The sequence below is a fragment of the Klebsiella sp. GFKo11 genome (assembly GCF_056490265.1).
Map to the genome: position 1 here is coordinate 4,557,590 of NZ_CM151369.1, position 13,224 is coordinate 4,570,813.

General features: G+C 58.0%; 13 protein-coding genes. 4 read left to right on the top strand and 9 right to left on the bottom strand.

Annotation, left to right across the window (positions count from 1 at the left end; all coding sequences use genetic code 11):
• Positions 1–90 precede the first annotated feature (90 nt).
• Entirely contained in the window at positions 91–1,290 is a 1,200-nt protein-coding gene (gene mtnK / locus AC07P6_RS22080; RefSeq protein ID WP_478314673.1) for an S-methyl-5-thioribose kinase, read from the top strand.
• Between the two features lie 139 nt (positions 1,291–1,429).
• Here mtnK and AC07P6_RS22085 read toward each other — a convergent pair whose 3' ends face one another.
• From AC07P6_RS22085 to AC07P6_RS22100, 4 genes are all read right to left on the bottom strand, one after another.
• A complete protein-coding gene (locus tag AC07P6_RS22085; RefSeq protein WP_478314675.1) occupies positions 1,430–2,671 on the bottom strand; it encodes an LVIVD repeat-containing protein in 1,242 nt (413 codons plus the stop codon).
• A gap of 90 nt (positions 2,672–2,761) precedes the next feature.
• Entirely contained in the window at positions 2,762–3,826 is a 1,065-nt protein-coding gene (locus AC07P6_RS22090) for a sugar ABC transporter substrate-binding protein (RefSeq protein WP_478314677.1), read from the bottom strand.
• A gap of 20 nt (positions 3,827–3,846) precedes the next feature.
• Positions 3,847–4,845: an ABC transporter permease gene (locus AC07P6_RS22095; protein ID WP_142514795.1), complete on the bottom strand. Its 999-nt coding sequence runs from the start codon at positions 4,843–4,845 to the stop codon at positions 3,847–3,849.
• On the bottom strand, positions 4,842–6,344 hold the full coding sequence (locus AC07P6_RS22100; protein WP_478314679.1) for a sugar ABC transporter ATP-binding protein: 1,503 nt from the start codon (positions 6,342–6,344) through the stop codon (positions 4,842–4,844). The genes AC07P6_RS22095 and AC07P6_RS22100 overlap by 4 nt, the downstream gene beginning before the upstream one ends.
• 160 nt (positions 6,345–6,504) lie before the next feature.
• Between AC07P6_RS22100 and AC07P6_RS22105 the strand changes: the two genes are divergently transcribed.
• The 3 genes from AC07P6_RS22105 (at position 6,505) to AC07P6_RS22115 (ending at position 8,464) form a co-directional block, all read left to right on the top strand.
• Positions 6,505–7,593 (top strand): oxidoreductase, encoded by a 1,089-nt coding sequence (locus AC07P6_RS22105; protein ID WP_478314681.1) that lies wholly within the window; start codon positions 6,505–6,507, stop codon positions 7,591–7,593.
• A 183-nt stretch (positions 7,594–7,776) separates the two neighbouring features.
• A complete protein-coding gene (locus tag AC07P6_RS22110; protein ID WP_478314683.1) occupies positions 7,777–8,079 on the top strand; it encodes a type II toxin-antitoxin system RelE family toxin in 303 nt (100 codons plus the stop codon).
• On the top strand, positions 8,060–8,464 hold the full coding sequence (locus AC07P6_RS22115) for a helix-turn-helix domain-containing protein (protein ID WP_110273283.1): 405 nt from the start codon (positions 8,060–8,062) through the stop codon (positions 8,462–8,464). Before AC07P6_RS22110 ends, AC07P6_RS22115 begins: the two co-directional genes overlap by 20 nt.
• Here the strand turns inward: AC07P6_RS22115 and AC07P6_RS22120 are convergent.
• The 5 genes from AC07P6_RS22120 to entB all read right to left on the bottom strand — a co-directional run bounded on the left by AC07P6_RS22120 (position 8,461) and on the right by entB (position 13,211).
• Positions 8,461–8,658 (bottom strand): YbdD/YjiX family protein, encoded by a 198-nt coding sequence (locus tag AC07P6_RS22120; protein ID WP_004130340.1) that lies wholly within the window; start codon positions 8,656–8,658, stop codon positions 8,461–8,463. The two genes, AC07P6_RS22115 and AC07P6_RS22120, sit on opposite strands and share 4 nt — an antisense overlap.
• Before the next feature lie 51 nt (positions 8,659–8,709).
• A complete protein-coding gene (gene cstA, locus AC07P6_RS22125) occupies positions 8,710–10,815 on the bottom strand; it encodes a pyruvate/proton symporter CstA (protein WP_478317061.1) in 2,106 nt (701 codons plus the stop codon).
• Positions 10,816–11,190: 375 nt separating this feature from the next.
• Positions 11,191–11,604 (bottom strand): proofreading thioesterase EntH, encoded by a 414-nt coding sequence (gene entH, locus AC07P6_RS22130; RefSeq protein ID WP_478314685.1) that lies wholly within the window; start codon positions 11,602–11,604, stop codon positions 11,191–11,193.
• A complete protein-coding gene (gene entA, locus AC07P6_RS22135) occupies positions 11,605–12,360 on the bottom strand; it encodes a 2,3-dihydro-2,3-dihydroxybenzoate dehydrogenase EntA (RefSeq protein WP_478314687.1) in 756 nt (251 codons plus the stop codon).
• A complete protein-coding gene (gene entB, locus AC07P6_RS22140; RefSeq protein ID WP_182237043.1) occupies positions 12,360–13,211 on the bottom strand; it encodes an enterobactin biosynthesis bifunctional isochorismatase/aryl carrier protein EntB in 852 nt (283 codons plus the stop codon). The genes entA and entB overlap by 1 nt, the downstream gene beginning before the upstream one ends.
• Between the last annotated feature and the right edge of the window lie 13 nt (positions 13,212–13,224).

Below are 13,224 nucleotides of genomic sequence, written 5' to 3' on the forward strand. Positions count from 1 at the left end.
CTGTTGCGTTGTTGTATCACATTGTGTCAGGATGGAATCCAGAAGTATAGACGTCTGAACGGCTTAATCAGAATTTTGAGGATCAAGGCAATGTCGCAATACCATACTTTCACCGCCACCGATGCGGTGGCTTACGCACAACAATTTGGCGGTCTCGATAACCCGTCAGAACTGGTGTCCGCACAGGAAGTGGGCGACGGCAACCTCAATCTGGTATTTAAAATTTTTGATAACCAGGGCGTCAGCCGGGTTATCGTTAAGCAGGCCTTACCCTACGTGCGCTGCGTCGGGGAGTCCTGGCCGCTAACGCTCGACCGCGCCCGCCTTGAGGCGCAAACCCTGGTCGCTCACTATCAGCACTGCCCGCAGCACACGGTACAAATTCTGCATTTTGATCCCGAGCTGGCGGTGATGGTGATGGAAGATCTCTCCGATCATCGCATCTGGCGCGGCGAGCTGATTAACAATGTTTACTACCCGCAGGCCGCCAGCCAGCTGGGGGAATACCTGGCCCAGGCGCTGTTTCACACCAGCGACTTTTATCTGCATCCGCATGAGAAAAAGGCCCAGGTGGCACAATTTATTAACCCAGAGATGTGCGAAATCACCGAGGACCTGTTCTTTAACGATCCGTATCAGGTTCACGAGCGCAATAACTACCCCGCGGCGCTGGAAGCCGATGTCGCCGCCCTGCGCGACGATGCACAGCTAAAGCTGGCGGTTGCCGCGCTGAAGCACCGCTTTTTCTCCCATGCTGAAGCGCTGCTGCACGGCGATATCCATAGTGGCTCGATATTCGTCGCCGAAGGCAGCTTTAAAGCTATCGACGCCGAGTTCGGTTATTTCGGGCCGATTGGTTTTGATATCGGCACCGCCATCGGCAACCTGCTGCTCAACTACTGCGGCCTGCCAGGGCATTTAGGTATTCGCGATGCCGCCGCCGCACGCGAGCAGCGCCTGAACGATATTCAGCAGTTCTGGAATACCTTCGCCGAGCGTTTCCAGGCGCTGGCGGCGGAGAAAACCCGCGATGCAGCGCTGGCTTACCCCGGCTATGCCTCCACGTTCCTGAAGAAAGCGTGGGCTGATGCTATTGGCTTCTGCGGTACCGAGCTGATTCGCCGCAGCGTCGGGCTGTCGCACGTGGCGGATATCGACACTATTCAGGACGAAGCCATGCGCCATGAATGCCTGCGCCACGCTATCACGCTGGGTAAAGCGCTGATTGTGCTTGCCGATCGCATCGACAGCGTCGATGAGCTGATTGCGCGAATTCGCCAGTACGGTTAATGAGTATCAAGCGCCGCCTCCAGGTATTTCCCCACTTCCCCCGGAGGCGATGCTGCGCATCTGTCCGGGCTACAAAACCCGCAAACCGCACAGACCCGTAGCCCGGACAGGCGCAACGCGCCGCCTCCGGGAAATATTCCTACCCCAGATACTCAATCACCGACAGCCCGCCGTTGTAATCGGTGCTGTAGATAATGCCCTGCGCATCAACAAACACATCGCAAGACTGAATCACCCGCGGGCGGCCCGGGCGGGTATCCATCATTTTTGCCGGAGCGGCAGGCACCAGCGCCCCGGTTTCCACCGGTCGATAAGGGTTAGATATATCGTAAGCGCGAACGCCCGCATTCTGGTACGTGGCAAAAATCAGCGTTGAGCTGACAAAGCTGCCGGGACGGTTTTCATGCAGGTTATGCGGGCCGAAATGCGCCCCTTTCGCCACATAGTCGGTCTCATCCGGCTGCGGGAAAGTCGAGATGCTCACCGGGTTTGTCGGGTCGCGAATATCAAACAGCCAGATCAGCTTCTCGCCATCCTGCTGGTTATCCAGCACCGCTTCATCAAGCACCACCAGCAGATCCCGGTCCGGTAGAGGTAGAGCGGTGTGGGTACCGCCGCCAAACGGCGGGCTCCAGTTGCGATGGCTAATCAGCTTCGGCTGCGCGCGGTCTTTGACATCCAGCAGCGTCAGGCCGCCGTCGCGCCAGCTGCCGTAGGCGGTGTCCCCGGCGATAATCGCGTGATGCAGGGCATAGCGCTTACCTTCGGGCCAGTGCGGAGTTTCCCCCGCCGCCTGATTCATCCCCGGCAGCCACCAGCGCCCGGCGACTTCAGGTTTACGCGGATCGGCCAGATCGATGGTCAGGAAAATATAATCGCTAAAACCGTCGATCAGCGCGGAAACGTAGGCCCAGCGTCCACCGACGTACCAGATCCGATGAATACCGATCCCGTTGAGCGACAGGAAGCTGATTTCGCGCGGTTTATCCGGCGTCGAAATATCAAAAACCCGCAGTCCGGCGCTCCAGCCCTTATCCTGCACGTCGCTGACCGTCTCGCCCACCGAGCGGGTGTAGTAAACCTTTTCGTCGGCAAAGCGGGTATCGGCAAACAGATCCCGGGCGTTGATTACCAGCAGCAGATCGTCATGGGCCTGCAAATGGACGTTCCAGGTACCGGGCGGCGCGGCAATGTAATTGACCGTTCGCGGATTTTTCGGATCGCGCACGTCGACCACCGAAAAGCCTTGCGACACCATATGGCCGATGTAAGCAAAGCCGCGGTGCACCATCAACTGGACGCCATCCGGGCGTCCCCCCTGTTCGCTATGCCCAATCAGCCGCATATTGCGGCTGTATTCGGGGGTGGGTAATGCCGTCACGTTAGCTCCTGTTGCCGGGTGGCGCTGGTTTTCCCCCTCTCCCCGTGTGAGGGGGCCGGGGTGAGGGCACCAGACAGCCACCGGACGCTATTATTTGTTTTTCGCTTCCAGAGTGGCGAACCACGGGGTGATAAAGTCTTCGGTCTGGCCCCAGCCCGGAATAATTTTACCCAGCGAGGCGACGTTCACCGCTCCCGGCTGCGCCGCCAGCAGCGCCTGTGGGATCGCCGCGGCTTTAAAGTCGTAGGTTGCCGGAGTCGCTTCACCGGCAATCTTATTGGCGATCAGACGCACGTTGGTGGCGCCGATAAGCTTCGGATCCACCGCCACGCTCACCTTCCACGGGCTACCGGATTCGCGCATCAGTTGCAGATCCTGGTTAGAAATATCGATGCTGTAGAGCTTGATCTCAGTGCGGCCATTCTCTTTCAGCGCTTTATAAGCGCCCTGGCTGAAGGCATCCCAGGTGCCCCAGATAGCATCAATTTTGCCTTTTGGGTATTTGGCTAAGATCGCGCCGACTTTGTTGGCGGTATCGCCCTGCACGTCAGAAGAGACGGCGCCAATCGACTCCAACTCCTTGATGCCGGGATTTTGCTTAAGCAGCGTCTGGTAAGCGGCCTGACGGCGCTCCATCGGCGGGAAGCCTGCGACCCACAGCTTGACGATATTGGCTTTGCCGTTGAAGTCTTTCACCAGTTGGCCAAAGGAGAGTTCGGTCAGCGAGGCGTCATCCTGCTGGGTGACGGTCACGCCCGGAATTTCGCCGTTGACTGCGGTATCGAAGACCGAGACTTTAATCCCCGCGTCCACGGCTTTTTTTACCAGCGCGGTGGCGTAAGGGTCGCGTCCCTGGGAAAGAATAATGCCGTCATATTTCTGACTAATCGCCTGGTTAACGAAGTCCTGAAACTTAGCGTCATCACCGTTGCTGAGGAAGGTGCTGATTTTAAAACCGAGCTTTTTACCTTCCTGAATCGCCCCGGAGACAAACTGGGTGGTGTTATCGTCAGAGCCCAAATTACGGATCACCGCGATGCGAATCGGGCCGCTATGTTCGGCAATCGCCGCCGGAACCGGCGTCGGGGTTTCAGCAAAGGCCGCCGCAGAGTTGAATAACCCCAGTGCGATGAGTGAAAGCGTTATCTTTTTCATAGTGTTTACCCTGTAAAATTTTAAGTGCGGCGCTGAAAATAAGTCAGTGCCAGTGCGCCAGCCAGTACCAGCCCTTTAATAATGTCCATGGCGTAATACGGCACCGAGAGCATCACCAGGCCGTTGGAGAGCACGCCCAGAATCACCGCCCCCACCAGCGTACCGAGTGCGTTTGGTTTACCGGAACCGGCCAGCGAAAAGCCGATCCACGCCGCCGCGACCGCATCCATCAGATAGCCGCTACCGGCATTCACCTGCGATGAACCGATGCGCGAAGCCAGAAGAATGCCACCCAGCCCTGCCAGCAGAGAAGCAATGACGTAGGCCGCCACTTTGTAGCGAGTGATCCGCAGGCCGGACAGGCGCGCCGCTTCCGGGTTGCCGCCGATGGCGTACATCCGCCGTCCGTGAGTGGTAAAAGAGAGCGCCAGCTGGGCGATAACGGTCACCACCAGCATAATGATCACGATAGTCGGCACCTGCCCCAGTAAACCAAACGCTGCCGGAATCGCACCTTCCGCCATATCGCCGCTCGGCAGCACCATGTTTTCGGTGATTGATCCGCCGTAGCTGTAGGTCATCGCCACCCCCTGAATCACAAACAGGCTGGCAAGCGTCGCCAGCATGTCGGGAATACGCAGGATCACGATCAGAAAAGCGTTAAATAGCCCGACTAAAGTACAGAGCGCCAAGGTGATAAGAATCGCCTCGGTAGTGCCAAAGCCGTGCCAGACGAACAGCGAAATCACCAGCGCGTTGGCCAGCGAGGCGGTTGATCCCACCGACAAATCAAAGCCGCCGATAGTCAGCGATATCGACACGCCGATGGCGATCACCGTCACGATGGCGATGGATCGCAGGATGTTGATGATGTTAAACGGGTCGAGGAAGTTGTCCGAGGCGAGGCCAAAAACGGCGATCAGCAGAACAACGGTCAGCAACATGCCCCATTTGTAGAGAAAATCAAAAAATCGCTGACGGCCCGATACCGTCGCGTTAACTGTCAGGGCCTTACTCACGCTGCTGCTCCTCCGGTGGAGTAATAAAGAATGTTCTCTTCCCGGGCCTCTGCGCCCGGAATTTCCGCCACGATGCGTCCGTCCCACAGCACACAGATGCGATCGCACAGGCCGACCAGCTCAGAGAATTCGCCTGAGGCGTAAATCACCCCTTTGCCTTCCCGCGCCAGGCCATCAATCAGATGGAATAGATCCGTTTTGGCTTTCACATCGACGCCTTTGGTCGGCTCATCGAAAATCAGCACGTTGGCGTTGCCACGCAGCCATTTACCAATCGCTACCTTTTGCTGATTGCCGCCGGAGAGGCGGCGCAGGGTCTGCGCCGGCCCGGAAGTGCGAATACCGACGCGAGCAATCACCTCTTCCGCCCAGCGCCAGGCCTGACGATGACCAAACAGGCTCCAGCGGGAAAAACTGTTATCGGCGCTGACTGCCAGATTCATCGCCACCGGCTCCTCGATAAAAATCCCCTCTTTGCGCCGCTCTTCCGGCACCAGCGCCAGACCGCGTGCCACCGAATCCGCCGGATCGCGCGGTCGCCAGGGCTGGTTGTTCAGTTCTCCATGCGTCAGGCGGCTTTTGCTGGCACCAAACAGCGCCTTGCACAGTTCCGTTTTCCCGGCCCCGGCCAGCCCGGCAATACCGAGAATTTCCCCCTTGCGCAGGCGCAGGGAGATATCCTGCAGCAACCCTTCGTCGTGCAGCCCTTCAACCTGCAGCAGCACCTCATCGCTGTGCGGCGGACGCTTCGGCGGAAAGATATCGCTCAGCTCATGGCCGAGCATCTTCTCGACGATCTGCTCGCCGCTCAGTTCAGCCATCGGCCCGCTCTCAATCAGGCGACCGTCGCGCAGCACCGTCAGGGTGTCGCAAATCGCCTTCAGCTCATGAATGCGATGCGAGATAAACACCACACCAATCCCCTGCTGCTGCAGGCGGCGAACCACCGCAAACAGGCGTTCGCTTTCGTTCTGGTCCAGCGGCGCGGTGGGTTCGTCGAGGATAAGAAAACGGCAATGGTGCGACAGGGCGCGGGCCAGCAAGATTTGCTGTTTTTCCGCCAGCGTGCAGCTATCGATTGAACGCCGCACGTCGAGGGTGACGTCCAGCTGGGTCAGCGCTTCGCGCGCCAGTTGACGCAGTCGTCCCCAGCGAAAGGCGATCCCGGGTTCCGCCAGCCTGTCGAGCATAATGTTTTCGGCGATGCTCAGGCCCGGAACCAGCGCAACATCTACCTCCTGCTGCACCAGATGAATACCCAGCTGTTTGGCATCGCGCGGCGAGCGAATACTCACCGGCTGATTGTTGATCACCACTTCGCCTTCGTAATGCGCGTGCGTACCGCACAGCACCGCCATTAGCGTCGATTTTCCCGCGCCGTTAGCCCCGGTGAGCGCATGCACCGAACCACCCTTCAGGGTGAATGCCACGTTGCTCAGCGCCCGGAAGCCAGAAAAGGCCAGGCTAATGTTTTGCATCTCAAGGCGATTGCCGGTCATCCCCTGTACCCTGTCGATTAATCTTCTGATTTAATGAATTTTTCATAGCCGCCCTTGACTGACAAATGCATAAAAGGCATAAGATAAAGCGAAATAATATTAGCCATCCGGATGTCCAGACATAACATCAGGTTAGCGAAACACAACAAGGACAGCATTTATGAGTCACAGCGATATCCGCGTGGTCCCCGGCCCCGCCAACTACTACTCCCATCCCGGCAGCCTGGCCCGACTGTATGATTTTTATAGCGAAGAGCAGCTTTCACGGGCGGTATGGGTTTACGGCGAGCGGGCTATCGCTGGCGCGCAGGATTTCCTGCCGGAAGCGTTTAACGCTCCTGGAGCCAAAAGAATCTTATTTAAAGGTCATTGCAGCGAAAGCGACGTCAGCGAACTGGCCCGCGAGTCTGGTGACGATCGGTCAGTGGTGATTGGCGTCGGCGGCGGTGCGTTACTGGATACCGCTAAAGCGCTGGCCCGCCGCCTCGGCCTGCCGGTAGTGGCGATCCCCACCATCGCCGCCACCTGCGCAGCGTGGACGCCGCTGTCGGTGTGGTACAACGACGCCGGTCAGGCGCTGCAGTTTGAAATCTTCGACGACGCCAACTTCCTCGTGCTGGTGGAGCCGCAGATTATCCTCAACGCACCGGCGGAATATCTGCTGGCGGGTATCGGCGATACGCTGGCGAAGTGGTATGAAGCGGTGGTGCTGGCCCCGCAGCCGGAGACGCTGCCGCTCACCGTGCGCCTCGGCATCAACGGCGCGCTGGCGATCCGCGATGTGCTGCTGGAAAGCAGCGAAACCGCGCTGGCTGACCAGCAGCGCGGCGAGCTGACTCAGGCTTTCCGCGATGTGGTAGACGCGGTTATCGCCGGCGGCGGTATGGTCGGCGGATTAGGCGAGCGCTACACTCGCGTCGCCGCCGCCCATGCGGTGCACAATGGCCTGACGGTGCTGCCGCAGACCGAGAAATATCTGCATGGAACCAAAGTCGCCTACGGCATTCTGGTACAGAGCGCCCTGCTCGGTCAGGACGATGTGCTGGCGCAGCTGGTGCAGGCGTATCAGCGCTTTAACCTGCCGACCACCCTGGCAGCGCTGGAGGTCGATATCAACAATCGCCAGGAGCTGGATAAAGTCATCGCTCATACCCTGCGCCCGGTGGAGTCCATCCATTTCCTGCCGGTTGAGCTGAATGCCGAAACCCTGCGCGCGGCGTTCGAAAAAGTCGAACGCTTCGCCGGTTAATTCCCCCCCGTTTTATTCGCCTCTGCCGCCCGGCGGAGGCGCTTTCGAGTCGCCTCGCAAAGCTAATGTTTCTGTCTTTATTCCGCATAAAATCTGCACTATCGTCTCCTATAAGATAATTTAAATTTACTTATAATCTTATTATTTACTTATGATGAGCTTTGACATAAAGTGGAGGTCAGGATGATCGTTTTTTGGTCGAAAAGCGCAGAAAAACAGCTCGCCGCAATAGATTCCCGCTATCAGGAGAGAATCAAAGAAAAGCTACGCACCATGGATGATAAAAATGCACCGGCTCCGGACATTAAAAAAATCAAGCAGTCGGCGCCCGAAGATCATTATCGATTGCGTGTAGGCGATTATCGAATCATCTTCACACAGTTTGAGGGGATATCTGAAAGCTGCTATGTCGTCGCGATAAAGCGCAGAACCTCAACAACCTATCTTCACGAGGAGGCAACGCCTTATGGCTGTGCAACTAATTAAGGATGACGAGGGCAACCCACAATATGTGGTGATCCCCTATAACGAATACTTCCAGATGCGTCTGAAAATGGCGGAATACGATGATGAAAAAGAGGAAGAGTGGGAAGACGTCCCCTACGAATCTGATGAATTCGACGATGTCCCATTACCTGACAGCGTCTGCGACATCATGCATCGTGAGAAAGTCAGCCTGCAGGCTGCCTGGCGTATCCTGCGCGGCCTGTCGCAGCAGGAGGTGGCCGATAAGCTTGGCGTGAGTCAGTCTGCGGTTTCCCAGCTAGAAGCTATCGACTCCCGCCCGCAAAAGCGCACCCGCGAAAAGCTGGCGGCAATATACGGCTGCACGCAGGAGCAAATCAGCCTGTATCTGCCGAAAGAGGGTTAACAGCACTTCGCCCCGCCTTTGCCGCCGTAGCGCGCATCCTGGCGTTCACGGAAAAACTCTTCGTAGGTCATCGGCGTCTGCTCGGGGTGAGTGGCGCGAATGTGCTCGACGTAATTGTCGTAATCCGGGACGCCAATCATCATTTTCGCCGCCTGACCTAAATATTTTCCTGCTTTCGAAAGGGTATCGAACATATTTACCTCTAACCACTGCCCCTTTCCCATTAAGGAAAGGGGCTAACTCTATTAATGCGCGCGCTTGGCCTGAGTCACCAGGCTTTCAGCGTTAGCAGGCATCGCTTCGTACGGTGTCTCTTTCGCCGTCGGTTTGTCTTCTTTCAGCGCCGCCATGGCGGTTTTAATTGAGAACAGCGCCAGCACCACCACAACCACCATAAAGAAAATGGTCAAACCGGCGTCCAGACGGTTATTAAACACCAGCTGCGCTAGCTGCGATTCGGTGTACTGCGGCGGGATGTTGCCGCTGTCGATCATCGCCTGGAACTTGTTGGCAATCGCCAGGAAACCGACTTTGGTATCGGTGCTGAACGACTTCTGCCAGCCCGCCGTCAGGGTACAAATCAGCAGCCAGGACGTTGGCAGCAGCGCCACCCACGCGTAGCGCTGGCGTTTCATCTTAAACAGTACCACCGCGCAGAGCATCAGCGCCATCCCTGCCAGCATCTGGTTGGCGATACCAAACAGCGGCCACAGGGTGTTGATGCCGCCGAGCGGGTCGACCACGCCCTGATGCAAGAAGTAACCCCATGCCAGTACGCATAGCCCTGTCGCCAGAAGGTTAGCCGGAAGCGAACTGGTTTTCTTCAGCCCCGGGCTTATCACTCCCAGCAGATCCTGAAGCATAAAGCGCGCTGCACGCGTCCCGGCGTCCACCGCCGTGAGGATAAACAGTGCCTCAAACAAAATCGCAAAGTGATACCAGAAGGAGACGTCCATCAGCCCGCCCAGCGAGCCGTGCAGGATGTAGGCCATCCCCACCGCTAGCGTCGGCGCGCCGCCCGCACGGGAGATAATCGACTGCTCACCCACTTCTTTAGCTATCTGGCTGAGGGTATCAGGCGTAATGGTAAAGCCCCAACTGCTCACCACCTGCGCCGCCGATGCCACCACATCGGTGACGCCCGCCGGAGCCAGCACTGCCATCGGGCTGTTCATGGCGAAGTAGACGCCCGGGTCGATAATACAGGCCGCCACCAGCGCCATAATCGCCACGAAGGACTCCATCAGCATACCGCCGTAGCCGATAAAGCAGGCCTGACCTTCGTTAGCCAGCATTTTCGGCGTGGTGCCGGAGGCGATCAGGGCATGGAAGCCGGAGACCGCACCGCAGGCGATAGTGATAAACAGGAACGGGAACATACTGCCGCTCCAGACCGGACCGGTGCCATCAATAAACTTGGTCAGCGCGGGCATCGTCAGGGTTGGGCGCATAATCAGGATACCGATCGCCAGACCGACGATGGTGCCGATTTTCAGGAAAGTGGAGAGGTAGTCGCGCGGTGCCAGCAGCAGCCACACCGGCAGGACGGCGGCGATAAAGCCATAGCCCACCAGAATCCAGGTCAGCTGTACGCCGGTATAATCAAACCACGGTGCCCAGGTTGGGCTTTCCGCCACCCAGCCGCCGGAGATAATGGCGAATACCAGCATCACCAGGCCAATCACCGACACTTCGCCGATGCGACCCGGGCGCAGATAGCGAATATAGATACCCATAAATATCGCCAGCGGGATGGTGAAGGCCACGGTGTAAGTCCCCCACGGGCTGTGGGTCAACGCTTTCACCACGATCATCGCCAGTACCGCGAGGATAATCACCATGATCATAAAACAGGCCACCAGCGCCAGTACCCCAGCGGTTGGCCCCATCTCCTCCTTGACCAGCTCGCCAAGCGAACGCCCGTCGCGTCGGGTAGAGACGAACAGCACCATAAAGTCCTGCACCGCCCCGGCCAGCACTACGCCCGCGAGGATCCAGATCATCCCCGGCAGGTAGCCCATTTGCGCTGCCAGCACCGGCCCGACCAGCGGGCCTGCTCCGGCAATCGCCGCAAAATGGTGACCGAACAGCACTTTTTTGTCGGTCGGGACATAGTCGAGACCGTCGTTGTGACGCACCGCAGGCGTCATCCGCGTCGGGTCAACTCCCAGCACGTTTTTTGCGATATACAGGCCATAGAAACGATAGGCGATCAGATACACGCAGACTGCCGCGACGACAATCCATAGCGCGTTGATCTGTTCACCCCGGTTTAACGCGATATAACCAAGGGCAAAGGCTCCGATAACGGAGAGCAGTGTCCAGATAAGGTATTTCCCTGAATTATTCATCATTGTGTTCCACAGGTAGGGTAATCAGGATGTTACAATTTGTTTCTAGAACACAATATGGATTTTAACAACTTAGAAACGATGCAGATGTCGCCTGACGGCAATGATTTATCTCACATTGCTAGCGAGATCACTTCTGGCAGGAAAATGAATGAAAATGGAGATGGATATTCTGTAGCTGCACCACGATGTGTTTCCCGGAGGCGGCGCGTTGCGCCTGTCCGGGCTACCCCACCCGACAGCCACCAAACCGCACGGTCCCGTAGCCCGGACAGATGCGCAGCATCGCCTCCGGGACAATATTCCGCACAGCTGCCACGGTAGCCCGTAGCCCGGCTAAGGCGTTCACACCGCAAGCCGGGAACAGGCGTCTCCTCAGCCGAGGACCGCCGTCCCCAGACGGCAGGTACAACAGCGCCGGCCCCGCTCGTCAAATACGGCAATCTCCCAGCTCTGGCCCTGGCGTCCGAGGTGCAGCGGACGGCACTCGCCGCGCACTTTGCCGCTGGAAACCGCCCGGTGATGGGTGGCGTTGAGCTCGGTCCCCACCACGCACTGGCCCTCTTCGGTCATCAACCACCCGGCCATGGAGCCGAGGGTTTCCGCCAGCGCCGCCGATGCGCCTCCGTGTAACAAGCCAAAAGGCTGATGAGTACGGCCGTCGACCGGCATTTCGGCCTCCAGCATACCCTCCTCAATCCGGGTATAGACGATACCCAGATGCGCCACCATCGTATTCGCGCTGGTCGCATTGAGCTCATCCAGCGTCAGCTGACGTTTCCAGGCCATTCATGCCCCCAGCGTTGAGCCACCGTCCACCACGATATCCTGCAGCGTGATGTGGCTGGCGTGACCAGAAGCAAGGAACAGAATCGTGTTGGCAATTTCATGCGGACGGGCGATTTTCCCTAGCGGAATGCCCAGCTTAAACTGCTCGCCGAAACCGCGAATACGCTGCTGTTCAGCGTCGTCGCTGACCCACATCGCGCGCTGCATATCGGTATCGGTCGATCCAGGAGAAACCAGATTACAGCGCACGCCGCTGCCCGCCAGCTCAAGGCCGACGGTCAGCGCCAGGCTCTTCAGCGCCGCTTTCGAAGCGCCGTAAGCGCTCATGCCAATGCGCGGGGTATGTGCGGCGTCGGAGGCCACGGTGACGATAGCCCCACCCTTCTGGCGGCGAAACTGCGCCATCGTCTGCTGGAACAGATTAAACGCCCCGCCGACGTTGACGGCGAAGGTCTGCTGCCAGTCTTCCAGACTTAGCGTATCGGTCGCCCCCATGCGCAAAATCCCGGCGGCATTGACCAGCACATCCAGTCGCTCGATATTATCCAGCAGACGACCGCAGACCTGCGCCACCTGCTGCGCATCGGCAACGTTCAGCGTCTCGGTAGCGAAAGGATAATTGTCGCCTTCAAACGCCAGGTCAAAACCGGTCACGGTCGCGCCAGCCTCAACAAACGCCAGCGCGGTCGCATAGCCGATGCCTTTGCCCGCGCCGGTTACCCACACGGTCTGGCCGTGAAAATCTAATCCAGCCATTATTTCACCTCGCGGGAAAGCAGCGCCCACCAGGCATCAATGGTCGGATTTTTCGCCAGCACCACGAAGTCGATATCGCCATGAACCTTACGCCAGCGGGCGGCCAGCGCCATCATGCGCACCGAATCCAGACCGTAGTCGATCAGGTTTTCATCATCCATTGGCTCGTCGGATTCATCCAGCAGCGGCAGCACCAGCGCGCGCAGCGCGGCTTTCGACGCCGGTAGCGGCAGCAGCTCTTCGGTCATCACCACCCGACCGGAGCGACCCGCGACGTATTTCAGCGCCATCAGGTGCTCTTCACGGCTGAAATCAGCCAGCGCATCGGCAACGAAGAACGGCTTAATATCGCGCATAAACGCGTCGGTCGCCGTCGTCATACAGCCGATATGGGCGTAAACACCGGTGATGATCAGCTGGTCACGACCGGCTTCTTTCAGCATCTCTTCCAGCGGTGAACGATGGAATGCGCTGTAGCGCCACTTCACCAGCACGGTGTCGTTGTCGTCCGGCGCAAGTGCAGCGATCACCTGCTGCTGTTCCGGCGAGCGGGTCAGGCCCGGCCCCCACATATCGTTCAGCAGCGCGCGGTCTTCATCGCTCTGCTCTTTTGGCTGAGCGGTGTAAAACACCGGAATGTTATTCTGTTTGCAGAAATCGCGCAGGGCAGCGATGTTGGCCACCACTTTCTCCATCATTGCGCTGTTTTCGCCCCAAAAATTGAGGAAATATTCCTGCATATCGTGGATTAACAGCGCGGCACGGGACGGCTCAAATGCCCAGTTCACTTTGTTCGCCGGGATATCGCTGGCTTCCGGCAGCGCGTAAGCCTGTAATTTAGGGATTGCCATTCTGTCTTCTCCT

Coding starts and splice junctions, on each gene's coding strand:
- entH (WP_478314685.1), bottom strand. CDS start 11,604: ATGGCCTGGAAACGTCAGCTGACGCTGGATGAGCTCAATGCGACCAGC.
- AC07P6_RS22110 (WP_478314683.1), top strand. CDS start 7,777: ATGATCGTTTTTTGGTCGAAAAGCGCAGAAAAACAGCTCGCCGCAATA.
- entB (WP_182237043.1), bottom strand. CDS start 13,211: ATGGCAATCCCTAAATTACAGGCTTACGCGCTGCCGGAAGCCAGCGAT.
- cstA (WP_478317061.1), bottom strand. CDS start 10,815: ATGAATAATTCAGGGAAATACCTTATCTGGACACTGCTCTCCGTTATC.
- AC07P6_RS22100 (WP_478314679.1), bottom strand. CDS start 6,344: ATGACCGGCAATCGCCTTGAGATGCAAAACATTAGCCTGGCCTTTTCT.
- AC07P6_RS22120 (WP_004130340.1), bottom strand. CDS start 8,658: ATGTTCGATACCCTTTCGAAAGCAGGAAAATATTTAGGTCAGGCGGCG.
- mtnK (WP_478314673.1), top strand. CDS start 91: ATGTCGCAATACCATACTTTCACCGCCACCGATGCGGTGGCTTACGCA.
- AC07P6_RS22090 (WP_478314677.1), bottom strand. CDS start 3,826: ATGAAAAAGATAACGCTTTCACTCATCGCACTGGGGTTATTCAACTCT.
- entA (WP_478314687.1), bottom strand. CDS start 12,360: ATGGCTGGATTAGATTTTCACGGCCAGACCGTGTGGGTAACCGGCGCG.
- AC07P6_RS22115 (WP_110273283.1), top strand. CDS start 8,060: ATGGCTGTGCAACTAATTAAGGATGACGAGGGCAACCCACAATATGTG.
- AC07P6_RS22105 (WP_478314681.1), top strand. CDS start 6,505: ATGAGTCACAGCGATATCCGCGTGGTCCCCGGCCCCGCCAACTACTAC.